We start from the raw sequence: 18252 nt of genomic DNA on the forward strand, positions 1-18252 counted from the left end.
CAATTCAACCAATTCAATACAATAAATTGGTATCAACAAACTTGGCACACTATTGAGTTCTCAAACAACAGACACACCCGGCACCACCACAACCATTTCGGTCGAGGATCGCTCCGGAGCAACTTTTCAAACTTACCCGGCCGCTTCACCCTAGTCAAATCGGCGTTCCAAACTCAGCTTGCCATTGGCTTCTGGGTTTTTGTGGCCGTTCAACTCCGGGGAGCAGCGCGGAAATAAACTCTACCACCACTTCGCGTGGCTGACAAAGCCACCTCGAAGAGGGTGCAAAAAAGCCCGGAATCACGCGGATTCCGGGCCTCTCACGGGCATGCTTCGGTGCTACCCGCCCGGTTACCCGGGCGCTGCGCCTAGCCCAGCGGCTTGAAGTACGCCGCCCCGAGCGGAGGCAGGGTCACGGCGAGTGCGGCCGGCTGCCCGTCGAGTGCGTCCTTCGTCGCAATCAGGGTGCCGGCGTTCTCCACCCCGGAACCGCCGTAGCTGGCGGCGTCGGTGTTGAGCACTTCCTGCCATTCGCCGGCCGCCGGGACACCCAGGAGGTAGTCCGCGTGCGGGCCGCCGGAGAAGTTCACAGCACAGACCAGCGGGTTGCCGTCCGCGTCGCGGCGAATGAACGTCAGCACGTTGCGATCCGAGTCTCCCCCGTTGATCCACTGGAAGCCTTCGGGCCGGTTGTCCTGCTCATACAGGGCCGGCGTGGAACGGTACAGCTCGTTGAGGTCCTTGGTCAGGAGCTGCATGCCCTTGTGTGCCGGGATGTCCGCCAGCCACCAGTCCAGGCCGTACTGCTCCGACCATTCCGCTTCCTGGCCGAATTCCGTGCCCATGAAGATCAGCTGCTTGCCCGGGTGAGCCCACTGGTAGCCCAGGAACGCCCGCAGGTTGGCCAGCTGCTGCCACCGGTCGCCGGGCATCTTGCGCAGCATGGAGCCCTTACCGTGCACAACTTCGTCGTGACTGATCGGCAGGAGGAAGTTTTCCGTGAAGGCATAGACCATCGAGAACGTGATGGTGCCGTGGTGCCACCGGCGGTTGTACGGGTCCTCGGACATGTACTTGAGCGAGTCATGCATCCAGCCCATATTCCACTTGAGCCCGAAGCCCAGGCCGCCCACGCTCGTGGGTGCGGTGACGCCCGGGAACGCCGTGGATTCCTCGGCGATCATGACCGCGCCAGGGTGGGTCTTGTAGACCGTGGCGTTGACCTCCTGGAGGAAGGAGATCGCCTCAAGGTTTTCGCGGCCGCCATAGCGGTTCGGCTGCCATTGCCCCTCTTCGCGCGAGTAGTCCAGGTACAGCATGGAGGCGACGGCGTCCACGCGCAGTCCGTCAATGTGGAACTCCTCGAGCCAGTACAACGCATTGGCCACCAGGAAGTTGCGCACCTCTGTGCGGCCGAAGTCGAAGATCAGCGTGCCCCAGTCCGGGTGTTCGCCCAGGTTCGGATCGGCGTGCTCGTACAGGGCTTCGCCATCGAACCGGGCCAGAGCCCATTCGTCCTTAGGGAAGTGCGCCGGGACCCAGTCCAGGAGGACGCCAATGCCAGCCTGGTGGAGTTCGTCGACGAGGTGCCGGAACTCGTCCGGGTGCCCGAAGCGCGAGGTCGGCGCGAAGTAGGAGGTGACCTGGTAGCCCCACGAACCGCCGAAGGGGTGCTCGGCCACGGGCATGAATTCCACGTGGGTGAAGCCCAGCCACTTGACGTATTCGACCAGTTCCTTGGCCAGTTCCTTGTAGCCCAGTCCCACCCGCCACGAGCCGAGGTGGACCTCATAGACGCTCATGGGCGAGTTGTGCGGATCGCTGGCAGCGCGGGCGTCCATCCACTCGGCATCTTTGAAGACATAGGAAGGCTCAACCACGCGGGATGCCGTCAGCGGGGGGACCTCGGTCCCGAAGGCCAGCGGGTCCGCCTTTTCCACCCAATATCCGTGCCGTGTCCGCAGTTCAAACTTGTAGCACGCCCCTGCTACAACCCCTGGGATGAAGACCTCCCACACGCCGGTGGAACCCAGGGAGCGCATGGAGTGTTCACGGCCGTCCCAGCCGTTGAAGTCGCCCTTGACGCGCACTGCCTGGGCGTTCGGGGCCCAGACTGCGAAGGACACGCCGTCGACGTCTCCCAGCGAGGACTTGTAGTGCTGGACATGCGCGCCCAGTACATCCCACAGTCGTTCGTGCCGGCCCTCGCCGATCAGGTGCAGGTCCACTTCGCCAATGGTCGGCAGGTAGCGGTAGGGCTCGTCCATGACCTGCGGCTCGTGGTCCTTGTACGTCACTTCGAGCCGGTAATCCGGCACGTGGCCGTGCTCGAGCGGTTCCATCACGGCCACCCACACGCCGCCCGATTCGTGCGTCATGGGCGTGGCGCCTGCCGACGTCACGACAGAAACTTCTTCCGCAAGGTGCTTGACCGTCCGGATCGTGACGTGGCCATGGTCATCAAGGTGGGCACCCAGGACCGAGTGGGGCGCGTGGTGTTCGCCGCTGGAGACCCTCGCAAGGGTCTCACCGTCCACGGGCAGTGGTGCGCCGGGCCGATCGATACGTGCTGATCCTGTCATTTTTATACCTTCCGCTGCGGCTTCGGCGGCGACGCCGGAACCTGTACTGCCGAGGAGACGACGCGATGCATTTACCGGAATGGGGAGCCAGTCCGGCCTGTTCCTTAATTCGTAGATAACTTCGTAGAGGGCTTTGTCGAGCCACAGCGCCACAAAAAGCGGCGAGTCGCGGTCGATGCTGCCGGGGATGACTTCGGCGTAGCCGGCCAGGAAAGCCTCAGCGCACTCGTCCACCCAGGTCCCCGGCACCACCGCACCGGGATTTTCGCGGACGGCGGCGCCGGCGGCGTAGTCGAAGGACCGCAGCATGCCCACGACATCGCGGAGGGGGACGTCGGGGAAGTTGCGTTCCGAGATGGGGCGCAAAGGCTCGCCCTCGAAATCGAGGATGGCCCAGCGCGGCGCGGCCCCGACGGTACTGCCCGGAACCTGCAGGATCTGCCCGAGGTGGAGGTCGCCGTGGATCCGCTGTAGCGGTCCGGCACTCGTACCTTCGAGCCGGCCAAGGAGACCGTTCAGCGCTTCCTCGTACGGCCCGACGGCGTTGGACGCCTGGGCCCAGGACTCGCGGACACGCTGGGCTACTCCCGGAGCGATGTCCTGCCCCGGAGCAGACTCGGCGGCCGTGCCCAGTGCCTCGGCAAGCCTCCGGTGCACGGTGGCGGTCGCGGCGCCCAGCGCGTGGGCTTCGGCAGTGAACCCGATCCCCCGGCTGGCCGCGTCCACGGCGAGCCCCCAGGCATCGAGCCCGCCGGCGAGGAATTCGTGCGCGACAGCGAGCTCGCCGCGGGCAGGTCGGGCGGCGCCGGACGGTTCCGTCCCGAGGGCGGCCGCCGGAGTCTCCCACTCACCGGTTACCCAGCCAAGGGTTGCCGGGACCTCCTCGGTGCGCCCAGCGGTCAGCGCCGCACCGATTTCAACCTCGGGGTTCTGGCCTTCCGAGAGCACGCGGAAGAACTTCACGATGGCTGCCGAGCCGCCGTCGTCCACTATCACTGAACTGTTCGATTGCTCGCCGGCGAGCACCTTGACCTTGCCCGTTGCGGACGGCAGGCGGTAGCCGGACTCCACGAGGTGGCCGGTGGCATTGCCCGACGGCGTACTCCCGCCGTGGCGCATGAGCTCGAGCCAGGCGGAGACGAAGGAGGCGTCATGGACGCCGTCGTAGACCCACCGGTGCGCGGCATCAGCACGGGTGCCGGGAAGTTCGCCGATCAAGGCGCGCTCTGCCCCCGGCAGGGGTTCCGGCCGGAAACTGAGCGGCACCTGGACGATGTCGGTCCGGCTGCCACTGGGCGTGGGGTATGACACCGCAACAAGCAACACCTCAAACGCCGTCCCGCCCGTTGCGCCCTCGCCCGCGGCGGCCTCCAGACGCAGGCCGCCCGCCGGCTCGAAGGTGAACTCGGCAGTCTTGACGGGGAACCATCGCTGGCGCGGCAGCCAGGCGCCAAGCAGTCCGCTCAAGGCCGGGGCAAGTGCTGGTCGAGTCATCTCAACCCTCAATGGACAGGACGGGCATCGCCTGCGTGAACGGTGATGTCGGGTTGGAGGCGGCGGACCGGATCCGCAGCCAGAAGAAATCGTGGCTGCCCAGGGTCAGCGTCAGGGCTCCGTCCTCGCCGATGCCCGGGAACGCCTGGCCGCCGAAGACGTCCCGGAGGCCCCTGCCGGCGAAGCCTGGCACGCGCAGCGTGGTCGCCACGGGATGCTGGGAGAGGTTGAAGGCGCACAGGATGGTCTCGGCGTCCGCGCCGGCGGCGTTGCCTTCCGGGAGTTCACGCAGGTAGGCAAGAACGACGTCGTGGTCAGCCTCCACATGCTTGAATCCGCCCAGCCCGAAGGCGGGGTGGTTCTTGCGGACGCTCAGGATCTGCCGGGTCCAGCGCAAGAGTGAACCGGAATGGGCGGCCTCGGCCTCCACATTCGCCATGCTGTAGTTGTAGACCAGCGACTGGATCACCGGCAGGTACAGCTTGCCGGGGTCGGCGGCGGAGAACCCGGCGTTGCGGTCCGGGTTCCATTGCATCGGGGTGCGGACGGCGTCGCGGTCCTCGAGCCAGATGTTGTCCCCCATGCCGATCTCGTCCCCGTAGTACAGAAAAGGGCTGCCCGGCAGGGACAGCAGCAGGGCATTGATGAGCTCAATTTCGGAGCGGGAGTTATCCAGCAGCGGGGCCAGCCTGCGTCGGATGCCGATGTTGGCGCGCATGCGCGGATCCGGCGCGTACCAGCCGAGCATCGCGGCGCGCTCGTCGGAGGTGACCATCTCCAGGGTCAGTTCGTCGTGGTTGCGCAAGAACGTGCCCCATTGGGCGCCTTCGGGGATGTCCGGCGTGTCCTTCATCGTCTCGATGATGGGCGCCGCCTTCTGGTCACGCAGCGCATAGTAGAGGCGCGGCATGATCGGGAAGTGGAACGCCATGTGGCACTCCGGTTCCTCTTCGGTGCCGAAGTACTCCACCACCTCCGCGGGAGGCTGGTTGGCCTCGGCAATGATGACCCGGCCCGGGTAGCTTTCATCGACCATCCGGCGCAACTGCCGCAGGAATTCGTGGGTCTGGGGCAGGTTCTCGCAGTTGGTGCCCTCCTCCTCGAACAGGTACGGGATGGCGTCGGCCCGGAAGCCGTCGATCCCCTGGTCCAGCCAGAACCGCACGACGTCGAAGAGCGCATCAATGACCTTGGGGTTCTCGAAGTTGAGGTCGGGCTGGTGGCTGAAGAACCGGTGCCAGAAGAACTGCCGGCGGATGGGGTCGAAGGTCCAGTTAGATTCCTCCGTGTCCACGAAGATGATGCGGGCGTCTTCATACTTCTCGTCCGTGTCGCTCCAGACATAGAAGTCGCCGAACGGACCGTCGGGGTCCTTGCGCGACTCCTGGAACCACGGGTGCTGGTCAGAGGTGTGGTTCAGCGGGAGGTCGATGATCACCCGGACGCCCCGGGCGTGCGCCTCCGCCACGAGCCGTTTGAAGTCGCTGATGGTGCCAAACTCGTCCAGCACGGAGTTGTAGTCCGAGATGTCGTAGCCGCCGTCGCGCAGCGGTGACTGGAAGAACGGCGGGAGCCAGAGGCAGTCCACCCCCAGCCACTGCAGGTAGTCCAGTTTGTCGATCAGGCCGTGGAAGTCTCCCGAGCCGTCTCCGTTTCCGTCGGCGAAGCCCCGGACGAGCACCTCGTAAAAGACCGCCTTGCGGTACCAGAGGGGATCATGCTGGAGCCCTGGAGCGTTCAGTTCAAAGCTCCCCCTCGGGCTGAAGTGCTGGCTGGGGTTCTGCGGGCTGAAACTCACTGGCACTACCTCCGGATGCTAAGAACGTGAACGGGCTCGACGTGCGGGTCCAGACGGACGTAGTTGTACTCCCCCCATTCCCAACTCTCGCCGGTCAGCAGGTCATCAACCATGAAACGGCCATTGTGCGTGAAGTTCTCCGGGTCCAGTTCCAGCGCCGGCAGGTCCAGGGATACGGTGCTCTCCCGGGTGCCGTGCGGGTCCACGTTGACGACGACGATCAAGGTGTCCTTGGTCCCGTCCGGGAGGGTCTTGTGCTTGGAATACACCACGGTGGAAGTGTCCGAGCTCTCGTGAACCGTCAGGTTCTGCAGGTCCCCGAGGGCCGGGTGCTCGCGGCGGATCGCGTTGAGCCGGGTCAGGTACGGAGCCAGGGTGCGTCCGGATTCGGCCGCCGCGTCCCAGTCGCGGGACTTGTACTCAAACTTCTCGTTGTCGATGTACTCCTCGGCGCCGGGACGTGCCACGTGTTCGTAGAGCTCAAAGCCGGCGTAGACGCCCCAGATGGGGCTCGCCGTCGCGGCCAGGGCGGCACGGATCTTGAAGGCCGCCGGGCCGCCGAACTGCAGGTATTCGGTGAGGATGTCCGGGGTGTTGACGAAGAAATTCGGCCGGAAGTAGGCCGCCGATTCGTGGCTGACCTCCTGGAAGTACGTCTCCAGTTCCTCCTTGGTGTTCCGCCAGGTGAAGTACGTGTAGGACTGCTGGAAGCCGGCCCGGCCAAGAGCGTGCATCATGGCCGGGCGGGTGAAAGCCTCGGCCAGGAACACGACGTCGGGGTGCTTCTTATTGACCTTGGCGATCAGCCATTCCCAGAACCACACGGGTTTGGTGTGCGGATTATCCACCCGGAAGATCTTGACGCCGTGGCTGACCCAGAGCATCACGATCCGGAAAATTTCGTTGGACAGCCCGGCGGGGTCGTTGTCGAAATTCAGCGGGAAAATGTCCTGGTATTTCTTCGGCGGATTCTCCGCGTACGCAATAGAGCCATCGACCCGGGTGGTGAACCATTCCGGGTTACTTTGCACCCACGGGTGATCCGGCGCGGCCTGCAGCGCCAGGTCCAAGGCCACTTCCAGCCCCAGTTCGCCGGCCCGGGCCACGAAGGCGTCGAAGTCCTCGAAGGTGCCCAGATCCGGGTGGATGGCGTCATGGCCGCCCTCATGGGACCCGATGGCCCACGGCGAGCCGGGATCGTGCGGCCCGGCGATCAGGGTGTTGTTCGGTCCCTTGCGGTGCTGGACACCGATCGGGTGGATCGGCGGCATATAGATGATGTCAAAACCCATGGCGGCGACTGCGTCGAGGCGCCGCGCTGCCGTGCGGAAGTTACCTGAGGTCCATTCCCCCGTCTCGTGGTTGCGCACGGCGCCTTCGGAACGTGGAAAGAATTCGTACCAGGAGCCGGACCCGGCCAGCGCGCGCTCCACCAGCAGCGGGTAGGGCTCGGAAACCGTCACAAGTTCCCGGATGGGCTGGCGATCGACCACGGCAACGACGTCGGCGCCGAAGCCGGCGGCGAGGCGCTCCTCGGGTGACCGGGAAGTATCGGAGAGGACGACGACGGCCATCCGCAGGGTTCTGCGGTCACCGGAGGGACGCGAGGCGTCCTCGGAGGCCTCCGCCAGCAGTGCTGCGCCTTCGGCCAGCATCAGCTCGACATCGATGCCGGCTTCCACCTTGACCTCTGCGTTGTGGTGCCAGGTGCCGTAGCGGTCGTGCCAGGCCTCGATGACGAAGGACCAGTTGCCGGTGGCGGGAGGGGTCAGGAGGCCTTCCCAGCGGTCCGTGCCCATCCCGCGCGGTCCGCGCGGCGGGGCGAGGCGGACCCGCTGCCGCTCTTTGCCGCGGGGGTCGAGCAAGACGGCGCTGACGCCGAGCTGATCGTGTCCCTCCCGGAACGCGGTGGCTCCCACGACAATGGTTTGGCCCTCGACGGCTTTGGCGGGGAACTTTCCGCCCTCTACCGAAGGCTGCACGGCGGTGATCGGAAAGCGGCCAAATCGCAGGCCATCCGTGATCAGGGCCTTGGGCTTTTGCTTGGACACGGCGCTGGTTCGCGAGTTATTCGTCACAGGCTCGACGTTATCTACAAAACGGCCAGAATGCTAAGGCCTCGAACGATTTTGGGACGTTTCCGGTTCTGGCCGACCGATATCCGTCATTTACAGGAAAGAATCTTAAAGTCGTTCCGGGGCAACGACTTGTCCGTTAGTGTTTCGCTGGTGAAGGCAATCCGCAGATTTACTGTCCGAACCGTTCTCCCGGAGTCGATCCGGCCGCTGGCCCGGCTCGCCACCAATCTCCGGTGGTCCTGGCACCGGCCCACCCGGGAGCTTTTTGAGGGGCTCAACCCCGGGATCTGGGCGGAGAGCGCCCACGACCCCGTGACTTTCCTGGGCCTGGTAAGCCGGGAAGAGCTGCAGCGCCTCGCGGCGGACCAGGACGTAGTGCAGCGGGTCCATGCCGCAGCCGACGACCTCGACCGGTACCTGGAACAGCCTCGCTGGTACCAGAGCCTGGGCGACGGCGCCCCGGCGTGCATCGCGTACTTCTCGCCCGAGTTCGGCATCACCGAGGTCCTGCCCCAGTACTCCGGCGGCCTTGGCATCCTGGCTGGCGACCACCTGAAAGCGGCCTCGGACCTTGGCGTGCCGCTGATCGGCGTCGGCCTCCTCTACCAGGCCGGCTACTTTAAGCAGTCGCTCTCGCGGGACGCCTGGCAGCAGGAAACGTACCCGGTCCTTGACCCGGACGGGCTGCCCCTGACGCTCCTGCGCGAGGCCGCCCCGGACGGCAACGGCAAACCGATCCAGATCTCCCTGCCCCTCCCCCACGGCCGCCGCCTGCTGGCGCACGTGTGGCGGGCCGACGTCGGGCGCGTTCCGCTGCTGCTTCTGGACTCCAACGTTCCGGGCAATGACGAAGCCGCCCGCGGCATCACCGACCGCCTCTACGGCGGCGGCGGTGACCACCGGCTCCAGCAGGAACTCCTGCTGGGAATGGGCGGGGTCAAGGCGCTGCGCGAGTTCCAGCGGCTCACGGGCGTCCCCGCGCCGGAGGTGTTCCACACAAACGAGGGCCACGCCGGGTTCCTTGGCGTCGAGCGGATCCAGGAACTGATGTCCGGCACGGCGCCGTTGAGCTGGGACGAAGCCCTGGCCGCCGGGCGGGCGTCCACGGTCTTCACCACCCACACGCCGGTCCCCGCCGGGATCGACCGCTTCGAGATCTCCCAGATCCAGCACTTCTTCGAGGCCGGCCTCGCCCCGGACGTCCCGGTGGCAAAGATCCTGGACCTGGGCCGGGAAGACTTCGCCGATGGCAACCCGTTCGTGTTCAACATGGCCGTCATGGGACTGCGGCTGGCCCAGCGGGCCAACGGTGTGGCCAAACTGCACGGTGTAGTCTCCCGCGGAATGTTCTCCGCCCTGTGGCCGGGCTTCGACCACTCCGAAATCCCCATCACCTCCGTCACCAACGGCGTGCATGTCCCCACCTGGGTTGATCCCCGGATCGCCGCGTTGGCGCGGGACCAGTTCGGCGCCGAGTCAGAGGCACAGGGCCGCTGGGACCTGGCCTACAACGTCACCGACGAGGACCTCTGGGCATTGCGGCGCGAGATGCGGGTGTCCCTGGTGGAAGATGTCCGGCGCCGGCTCCGGGCCGCCTGGAAGAAGCGCGGCGCGGCCGACGCCGAGCTGGCCTGGACGGACTCCGTCCTGGACCCGGACATCCTGACCATTGGCTTTGCCCGCCGCGTGCCGACGTACAAGCGGCTGACCCTGATGCTACGGGACCCCGAGCGCCTCAAGGCGCTGCTGCTGCACAAGACGCACCCCATCCAGCTGGTCATCGCCGGCAAGTCCCACCCGGCCGACGACGCCGGCAAGAAAATGATCCAGGACCTGGTCCGGTTCACCGACGATCCCGCCGTGCGGCACCGGATTGCGTTCCTGCCCAACTACGACATCGCCATGGCCCGGACCCTGTTCCCCGGCTGCGATGTGTGGCTGAACAACCCGCTGCGCCCGCTGGAGGCTTGCGGAACGTCCGGCATGAAGGCTGCCCTGAACGGTTCGCTGAACCTCTCCGTCATGGACGGCTGGTGGGATGAGATGTACGACGGCGAGAACGGCTGGGCGATCCCGACCGCCAACAACGACGCCTCCCCGGAAGAACGTGACGACATCGAGGCGGCGGCACTGTACGAGCTGCTCGAAACGCAGGTGGCACCGCGGTTCTACGGGCTGACCGTGTCCGACGCGGCCGGAGCTGCCGGACCGTCCCAGCCCGGCCCGCAGAAGGTTCCCACGCACTGGGTCTCCATGATCAAGCACACCATGTCCCACCTTGGCCCGGCGGTCTCCGCGGAACGGATGCTCCGGGACTACGTCAACGTGCTGTACCGGCCAGCCGCGATCGCCGGACGTCACGCCGTGGCGGATAACTACGCGCAGGCCAAGGCATTGGCGGCGTGGACTTCCCGGATCCGGGCCGCGTGGCCGCAGATCCAGGTGGAACACGTCGACTCTGTGGGGGTTTCCGAGGACCCGCAGATCGGCGATCTGCTGCAGGTCAATGCGTACGTTGCCCTGCGTGAGCTCTCCCCGGACGACGTCTACGTTGAAGTGGCCTACGGCCGTGCCGGGGACACAGACGAGCTGACGGACATCACGGTCGCGGAGCTGAAGGCCGCCGAGGACCTCGGCAAGGGCCGGCATCTGTTCAGCGGCACGCTGGTGATCGACCGTTCGGGGTCCTTCGGCTACACCGTGCGCGTGCTCCCCAAGAACGAGGCGCTGGCGTCCAAGGCGGAGCTCGGCCTGATCGTCAACGCCTGACCGTCAGTGCCTAATTGTCAGCGCTGATCTCAGCGGCTGGCGCCGTCTGCGCCCGGCCTCCTAGAGGCAGACGGCGATGACGTCAAGGCTCTTGCCGGCGTAGCCTTCGGCGTCCTGCAGCGTTTCGCAGATGACAGCGAAGGAGAGGTCCGCGCGGAAGGCGGCTGGAACCTGCCAGATGAAGGTGACGGGGGCCTCGCCCTCGTCCGTCACGGCATCGGCGACGTCGTGCAGCGAATCGTGCAGGGCGTCCAGGTCTGTGCCGTACTCATCGGGGAAGTCCAGGAGTTGGCCGAACGTGTCAAGGACCGCCTGCTTGGTTTCAGCGGCGGGGACCACCAAGGCGCGGCGGCCGGCGTCGTCGATTTGCGCCGTGAGTTCTTCGATGGTCCAGGTCTCAGCCGAGTAAATCTTCATGGGGTCCTTAATCTCGAAATAATTAGGTGCGGTAGATATTGATCGTGTTGGCCTGGACGAGGTCCCGTTCACCGGAGGCAACGCGGGCGCCCTGACGCCGGTCGTGCAGTTCGGAGGTGGTCACGCGAAGCTCGAAGAGCCGGTGCCCGGTTCCGTCCTCGTTCCTCAGCTGTGGCAAGGTGACCTTGACGTCGTCGGCGCCGCCGTTGACCACCACGAGGCCGTCCACGTGCCCATCGTCGGAGCCGAGCAGGAGCTGGATCACCCGGTGGCCGGGGTCATGCCACGTGTCGGCTGACATGGGCTTGCCGTCCACATCGAACCAGTGGAAGTAGGACTGCTTGTCACGCGCCGGGTAATCATGCGGCTGACTGGCCAGGAACTCCTTGCGCAGCCGGATGACGCGCTTGGTGGTGCGCAACATCGCATGGGATTCCGTGGTGCTGGTCCAGTCAATCCAAGTCAGCGCATTGTCCTGGCAGTAGGCGTTGTTGTTGCCGTGCTGGGTCCGGCCGATCTCGTCCCCGGCGGTGATCATGGGTACGCCCTGGGAAATCATCAGGCAGGCCATCAGGTTACGCCGGCTTTGGGCGCGCTTGGCGAGGATGTCGCCGTCCTCGGTGGGGCCCTCGAAGCCGTGATTGTAGCTGCGGTTGTCGCCGTGGCCGTCCCGGTTCTGCTCGCCGTTGGCCTCGTTGTGCTTGCGGTCGTACGCGGTCAGGTCGGCCAGGGTGAAGCCATCGTGGGCTGTGATCAAGTTCAGCGAGGCAAGCCGGGTCCGGCCCGAGGATTCGAACAGCTGGGCAGAACCAGAGAGGGCGTCCGCGAGGCGGGCCACCGGGCCGCCGCTGCCGCCGCCGTCGATCGCGGCGCGGTCGGCGAGCCAGAAGCTGCGGACAGCGTCGCGGAAGTGGTCGTTCCAGTCCACCCACCCGGCCGGAAACCGGCCGGTCTGCCAGCCGCCGTAGCCGACGTCCCAGGGTTCGGCAATCAGCTTGACCCCGGACAGAACAGGATCGGCGCCCACCGCGACGAGGAAGGGGTGCCGCGGGTCGAATTCGTTGGCGCTGTTCCGGCACATCGTGACGGCAAGGTCGAAGCGGAAGCCGTCGATGTGGAACTCGCTCACCCAGTAGCGCAGGGAGTCCAGCACCAGCTGCACCACGCGGGGTTCGGAAAAGTTCAGGCTGTTGCCGCAGCCTGTGGTGTCCACATACTTGCCGTGGCCGTCGTTGCGGTAGTACTGCATCTCGCCCAGGCCGCGGAAGCTCAGGGTGGGACCGTCCGTGCCGCCCTCGGCGGTGTGGTTGTACACGACGTCGAGGATGACCTCGAGCCCGGCTGCGTGCAGCAGCTTGACCATGCCCTTGAACTCGTCCTGGACCGCGCGGGCGCCGGCGGCCTGGGCGGCCGCGGTGGCGTAGCCGGGGTGCGGGGCGAAGAAGGCGGCTGTGTTGTAGCCCCAGTAGTTCGTCAGCCCGAGCTGCTGCAGATGCGGCTCGTCCACATGGAAATGGACGGGCAGCAGCTGGATCGCCGTGACGCCCAGGGAGACCAGGTGCTCGATCATGGCCGGGTGCGCCATCCCGGCGTACGTCCCCTGCAGTTCCTCCGGAATGTCCGGGTGCAGCTTCGTCTGGCCCTTTACATGGGCTTCGTAGACGATCGTGTTGCGCCATGGGACGCGCGGGCTGCGGTCCAGCCCCCAGTCAAAGTCGTCGCCAACCCGGACGCTGGCGATCAGGCCCTCACGCTCGTCGACGCCCCGGCCATAGGGGTCCATCAACAACGGCTGTTCGTCGACGGCATCAAAATCCGTGGCAGGCATGGACAGCGGGAGGGCCTCGTGTTTCTGCGAAGCCCGGAAGCCGTAGCGCGAACCGGCGGGAATGCCTTCCACAATGCCGTGGTGCACGCCGTCGGTGTAATTGGGCAGGGTTTTTACCTGCCAGGTGCCCCCCGGCGCCTGGTATGCGATCTCCAGGGTGGTCACACCGGGCGCGTAGACGGCCACGTTGGCGCACTCACCTCGGGGATCGTCCACTGCCGGTGATCCGGTGTGCGGAGTGCTGATCCCCAGCGGAAACGCCCGCGAAGCGTCTACGGTAGAAGCGGTATCTATGTAAGACATAACCATTGCTTAAAGCTTAGCCGGGCCGGACAAGTGGCCCCCGTTTTCGTTTTCATGACGTTTTGCAGTGTACGGACCGCCGCACTGCATACTGTAATGAAGCGCCGAGTTGGAGGTAAATGTGCGCGTTGCACTAGCCCAAATCATCACCGGCCGCGATCTGGCCGCGAACCTGACCCTCGTGGACGCCTACGCGCGCCAGGCGAAGGCCGGCGGCGCGGACCTGGTGGTGTTCCCTGAAGCGACCATGCGGGCCTTCGGCAATTCGCTCCTGGACATCGCCGAGCCGCTGGACGGTCCGTGGGCTGCACGCGTGCGCGCTCTCGCCGCGGAGCTTGGCATCGTGATCATCGCGGGCATGTTCACCCCTGGCACTGCCGGCAACCGCGCCAAGGTGCGCAACACCCTGCTGGCCACCGGCCCCGGCCTCGAGGCCAGCTACGACAAAATCCACCTCTTCGATGCCTTCGGTTTCGCCGAGTCGGACACTGTTGACGCCGGCACGGCCCCCGTCACCTTCGAGCTCGACGGCGTGACGTTCGGCCTCGCCACCTGCTACGACGTCCGCTTCCCGGACCTGTTCACGGAAAACGCGGATCGCGGCGCCGACGTAAACATCGTGTGCGCTTCCTGGGGATCAGGGCCCGGCAAAGCCGACCAGTGGAAGCTCCTGGCCCGCGCCCGCGCCCTGGACTCCACCACCTTTGTCCTCGCCTGTGGCCAGGGCGACCCCGCCAGCCAGGGCCTCCCGGTCAAGGGTTCGGCCCCCACCGGCGTCGGGCACTCCGTGGTGGTCTCCCCCATGGGCGACATCCTGGACGAGCTCGACGGCGCCCCGGGCCTGTTGTTCGCCGACCTCGACACCGCCGCCGTCAAGGAAGCCCGCACCAAACTCCCGGTCCTAGCCAACCGGCATAGGTTCTAAGCGGCACCTGCCGTTCGCCGTGGTCAGGTCCCTCTGGTCACCAACCGCGGACACCGGCGCCCTGCCGTCGCTTAGACACCTCCCGACGCTTCCTCCGGCCGCGGGCGGCCTCCGAAAGCTATGGTCGGCGATGCGCTCCTTTGCAGGACCCCGGCGCCCGCTCGAATTCAGCCCACCCCGCGTCGAGCACTTCGTGATTCACCCGACTGCCGCGGCTCATCCAGTCTGGCGACGCGCAAATGCCCTGGCGCTAGAGGTATTCGGGTCGCGGGAAGACAACAGCGCGTCGCAGAAGGAAATGCGCGTCGCAGGGTCGCAGGAAGGAACGTGCGTCCTGCGACGAGCACGTCGGTATTCACAACGACTGCCGCGGCTTATTCAGCCTGGCGACGCGCAAATGCCCTGGCGCTAGGGGTATTCGGGTCGCGTGAAGACAACAGCGCGTCGCAGAAGGAAATGCGTGTCGCAGGGTCGCAGAAGGAACGTGCGTATTGCGTCGAGGTACTTCGGCATCACAACGACTTCCGCGGCCTATTCACCCCGGCGACGCGCAAATGCCCTGGCGCTAGGGGTATTCGGGTCGCGTGAAGACAACAGCGCGTCGCAGAAGGAAATGCGCGTCGCAGGAAGGTGACGGAGCGTCTGAGCCGGAAACGGAGTCCTGCTGAGGAGCACATCGCCGACCAGGGCAGCAAGGCAGTCGCTGCCCACTGATCGTGTTAAAAGGAAACGCTCCCCCACAAGGTGTGAAGGAGCGTTTCCGTATTGCGCGAAAGGTGACATAACCTCATCGCCGGAGCCGGAGTTTTGCTAAGGAGCGCATCGCCGACCAGAGAGGCTTGAGGCCGCCCGCGGCCGAAAGCGTCGATGGGAGGTGTCTAAGCGACGGCAAAACTGCGGTGCCGGCGGAATCCGATCACGCCTCCGGCGACGGCCGATGCGAGAACCGGCGCAGGACTACTTAGCGGCGCGCTGGCGGGAGATTTCGTAGAGGGAGATGCCGACTGCCATGGAGGCGTTCAGGGATTCCATGGCGGAGTCGATCGGGATCGAGACGATCTGGTCGCAGTTTTCGCGGACCAGGCGGCTCAGGCCCTTGCCCTCGGACCCTACGACGATGCACACCGGTTCGGTAGCCAGGGCGAGTGCGGGCAGCGAGACGTCGCCGTCGCCGTCGAGGCCCAGGACGTAGATGCCCATGTTCTTGAAGGCCTTGAGCGTGTTGTTCAGGTTGGCCGCGCGTGCGACGGGGACGCGGACGGCCGCGCCGGCGCTGGTCTTCCAGGCCGAGGCGGTGACGCCAACGGAGCGGCGCTCCGGGACGATGACGCCGTGGCCGCTGAAGGCCGAGACGGAGCGGATGATCGCGCCCAGGTTGCGGGGATCGGTGATGCCGTCGAGGGCAACGAAGAGCGGCGCGTTGGATACGTGGCCCTTCTTCCAGGACTCGAGGGTCTCTTCGGCGAGCTCGTAGGCGTCCTGGTATTCGTACGGCGGGATCTGCAGCACGAGGCCCTGGTGGATGGCGTCGTCGGTCATGCGGTCCAGCTCGGGCTTGCCGGTTTCCATCAGCGGGATGCCGCGTTCGGCGGCGAGCTTCAGGGATTCCTTGACGCGGTCGTCCATTTCGATGCGGACGGCCACGTGCAGGGCCTTGGCCGGGATGCCGGCGCGAAGGGCTTCGACCACCGAGTTGCGCCCGGTGACAACCTCTTCCGTGGCGCGGCCCTTGGGACCGGAGCGGCCGGTGCGGGCGGCGGCGCTGGTGGTGCGGCTTCCGCTGGCACGCTTGGCCTCGGAGCGTTCCGAGAGCTGTTTGTTCTTGAACGCCTTGTGGTAGGGGCGGTCCTCAGCCTTCGGAGTGGGGCCCTTGCCCTCAAGTGCCTTACGGCCGTGACCGCCGGTTCCGACGGAGGGGCCCTTCTTCAATTTGACCGAGCGGCGACCGTTGTTGGCCATGAGTTTCACCCTTTAAGTACGCGATTCGTTGATAAGTCTGACCTCCAGTCTACTGACTCGAGTTAAATCCTCGACCGGAAGGGGCGGCGGCGGCCCAATTCACCGGCCGCCAGCAACGAGGTTCAGCCGCGCTTGAGGCTCCAGCTCGCCCCGTCCGGGCCATCCTCGACCACGACGCCGGCTGCGGTCAGGGTGTCCCGGATGGCGTCGGACGCTGCCCAGTCCTTGGCGGCCCGGGCGCCGGCACGCGCCGCCAGCTGCGCCTCGACCAGGACGCCGAGGGCGGTGTTGGCCTGTTCGTCGGCCGCCGGTGTCGCGGTGGCGTTGAGGCCGAGGACGTCCACCATGGCGGTGACGCTGGCGAGGGCCTGCCCCGCGGCGTCGAGGTCCCCGTCAGTGAGGGCTGTGTTGCCGGCGCGCACGGTTTCGTGGAGCGCTGCCAGCGCCTGCGGGACGTTCAGGTCATCGTCCATGGCCGACGCAAAAGCCTCCGGAACGGAAGCGGCGGACGTATCCGTTCCCGCGTCGGGTAGGATCCGGCCGGCGCGGGTGAGGAAGCCGTCAATCCGCTCGACGGCGGCGGCGGCCTCCGGCAGGGACGTCGGCTGGTAGTCCAGGACCGAGCGGTACTGCGCCTGCCCGAGGTAGTACCGGACAACCCGCGGCGGGGCGAGTTCGAGCATCTCCGCCGGGCTGACGGTGTTGCCGATGGACTTGGACATCTTCTCGCCGGCGTAGGTGACCATGCCGTTGTGCATCCAGAAGTTTGCGAAGCCGTGGCCAGCCGCCTGGGACTGCGCCATTTCGTTCTCGTGGTGCGGGAAGCGAAGGTCCAGTCCGCCGCCGTGGATGTCGAACTCGGCGCCGAGGTACTTGGTGACCATCGCGGAGCATTCGAGGTGCCAGCCCGGGCGGCCGGGGCCCCACGGGGAGGCCCAGCTCGCCGTCGTCGGCTCCCCCTCCTTGTAGCCCTTCCACAGCGCGAAGTCGCGGGGGTCCTTCTTGCCGCGCGGGTCGGCGTCGGGGGCGCCCTGCATGTCGTCGAGTTTTTGGCGCGTCAGCGTGCCGTACTTGGACCAGGAACGCACGTCGAAGTAGACGTCGCCGGAGTCGTCGAGGGCCGGGTAGGCGTGGCCGCGGTCAATCAGCTGCTGGATGAGGGCGTGCATTTCCGGGATGTGGCCGGTGGCGCGGGGCTCATAGGTGGGGCGGGAGACGCCCAGGGTGTCGTAGGCCTTGAGGAATTCCTGCTCATAGCGGTAGGCCAGTGCCCACCATTCCTCATTGCGCAGCGCCCCGGGCTCGTCTTCAAAGTCGGGGCCGAAGGATGCGGCGGACTTGGCGAGGATCTTGTCATCGATGTCGGTGACGTTGCGGACCGCCGTCACGCGGAAGCCGCGGTACTGCAGCCAGCGGGTCAGCTGGTCGAAGGCGATGGCCGAGCGAATGTGGCCGACATGTGGCATGCCCTGCACGGTGGCTCCGCAGTAGTACAGGCTCACGTTGCCAGGTACCAGGGGGACGAAGTCACGGACTTCGGCGGATGCAGTGTCGTAAAAGCGCAGGGTCACCGCTCCAGATTAGCCGATGGCGCTCCGCGGCTTTACCGGCGGCTTTGCCCGCGGCTCACCGGCGGCTTTACCCGCAGCTCACCGGCGGCTTTACCCGCGGCCGGCAAGCCCGGAGTCGGGGAGACCGCAGTCGGGGAGCCTCCGATCCGGCAACCTACTTGCAGTATTGCCCAATCTTGTTGATCTGCTCGGTGAGCTGGGCTGTCTGTTCGGCGGTCTTGGTTCCCGTGGGGCTCGCCGCAACCTGTTTCATGATGTCGGCCATCTGCTGGATGGGGGCGCCCACTTCCGGCGCCACCTTGTCCGCAACTTCCTGGTAGTGCTGGCCAATCTGGCCGGCCTGCTCCTTCGCGCTCCCGGAGGGCGCGAAGGTGTCGGTGTTGAGGAACTTGCAGCTTTCCTCGACACTCATCTTCGGTGTGGCGCTGGGTGCCGTCGCCGAGCCGGCACAGCCGCTCAGCATGGTCCCTGCCACGAGTACGACGGCGGTCAGCAGCTTTTTCACGGCGGGTCTCCTGGCGATTCGGA

At 66.2% G+C, this 18252-nt stretch carries 10 protein-coding genes; 2 read left to right on the forward strand and 8 right to left on the reverse strand.

What is annotated here, in order from left to right:
* Positions 1-368: 368 nt before the first annotated feature.
* The 3 genes from ACFRJ8_RS15850 to ACFRJ8_RS15860 are packed head-to-tail and all read right to left on the reverse strand — an operon-like array spanning position 369 to position 7952.
* Complete coding sequence (locus ACFRJ8_RS15850) at positions 369-4076, reverse strand: 1,4-alpha-glucan branching enzyme (protein WP_377987117.1); 3708 nt, start codon at positions 4074-4076, stop codon at positions 369-371.
* Position 4077: 1 nt separating this feature from the next.
* Complete coding sequence (gene treS / locus ACFRJ8_RS15855) at positions 4078-5874, reverse strand: maltose alpha-D-glucosyltransferase (RefSeq protein WP_377987118.1); 1797 nt, start codon at positions 5872-5874, stop codon at positions 4078-4080.
* A 5-nt stretch (positions 5875-5879) separates the two neighbouring features.
* Entirely contained in the window at positions 5880-7952 is a 2073-nt protein-coding gene (locus tag ACFRJ8_RS15860; RefSeq protein ID WP_377987119.1) for an alpha-1,4-glucan--maltose-1-phosphate maltosyltransferase, read from the reverse strand.
* A gap of 150 nt (positions 7953-8102) precedes the next feature.
* Here ACFRJ8_RS15860 and glgP point away from each other — a divergent pair, with 150 nt between their 5' ends.
* Positions 8103-10721 (forward strand): alpha-glucan family phosphorylase, encoded by a 2619-nt coding sequence (gene glgP / locus ACFRJ8_RS15865; RefSeq protein WP_377987120.1) that lies wholly within the window; start codon positions 8103-8105, stop codon positions 10719-10721.
* Between the two features lie 60 nt (positions 10722-10781).
* On the opposite strand, the gene ACFRJ8_RS15870 is transcribed toward glgP, so the two are convergent.
* Together ACFRJ8_RS15870 and glgX are read right to left on the reverse strand one after the other, a co-directional pair.
* Positions 10782-11138, reverse strand: coding sequence for a barstar family protein (locus tag ACFRJ8_RS15870; protein ID WP_377987121.1), 357 nt, complete (start codon positions 11136-11138; stop codon positions 10782-10784).
* Between the two features lie 22 nt (positions 11139-11160).
* Positions 11161-13275: a glycogen debranching protein GlgX gene (glgX, locus tag ACFRJ8_RS15875; RefSeq protein ID WP_377987122.1), complete on the reverse strand. Its 2115-nt coding sequence runs from the start codon at positions 13273-13275 to the stop codon at positions 11161-11163.
* A gap of 115 nt (positions 13276-13390) precedes the next feature.
* On the opposite strand from glgX, the gene ACFRJ8_RS15880 reads away from it, so the two are divergent.
* Positions 13391-14194 (forward strand): carbon-nitrogen hydrolase family protein, encoded by an 804-nt coding sequence (locus ACFRJ8_RS15880; protein WP_377987123.1) that lies wholly within the window; start codon positions 13391-13393, stop codon positions 14192-14194.
* A 957-nt stretch (positions 14195-15151) separates the two neighbouring features.
* Here the strand turns inward: ACFRJ8_RS15880 and rlmB are convergent.
* The 3 genes from rlmB to ACFRJ8_RS15895 form a co-directional block, all read right to left on the reverse strand.
* On the reverse strand, positions 15152-16153 hold the full coding sequence (gene rlmB / locus ACFRJ8_RS15885; RefSeq protein ID WP_277526486.1) for a 23S rRNA (guanosine(2251)-2'-O)-methyltransferase RlmB: 1002 nt from the start codon (positions 16151-16153) through the stop codon (positions 15152-15154).
* 122 nt (positions 16154-16275) lie between these two features.
* Positions 16276-17724, reverse strand: coding sequence for a cysteine--tRNA ligase (cysS, locus tag ACFRJ8_RS15890; RefSeq protein WP_377987124.1), 1449 nt, complete (start codon positions 17722-17724; stop codon positions 16276-16278).
* A gap of 154 nt (positions 17725-17878) precedes the next feature.
* Complete coding sequence (locus ACFRJ8_RS15895; protein ID WP_377987125.1) at positions 17879-18229, reverse strand: hypothetical protein; 351 nt, start codon at positions 18227-18229, stop codon at positions 17879-17881.
* Positions 18230-18252: the final 23 nt, after the last annotated feature.

Origin of the sequence: Arthrobacter sp. NPDC056886 (assembly GCF_042788715.1) — a bacterium.
GTDB lineage: Bacteria > Actinomycetota > Actinomycetes > Actinomycetales > Micrococcaceae > Arthrobacter.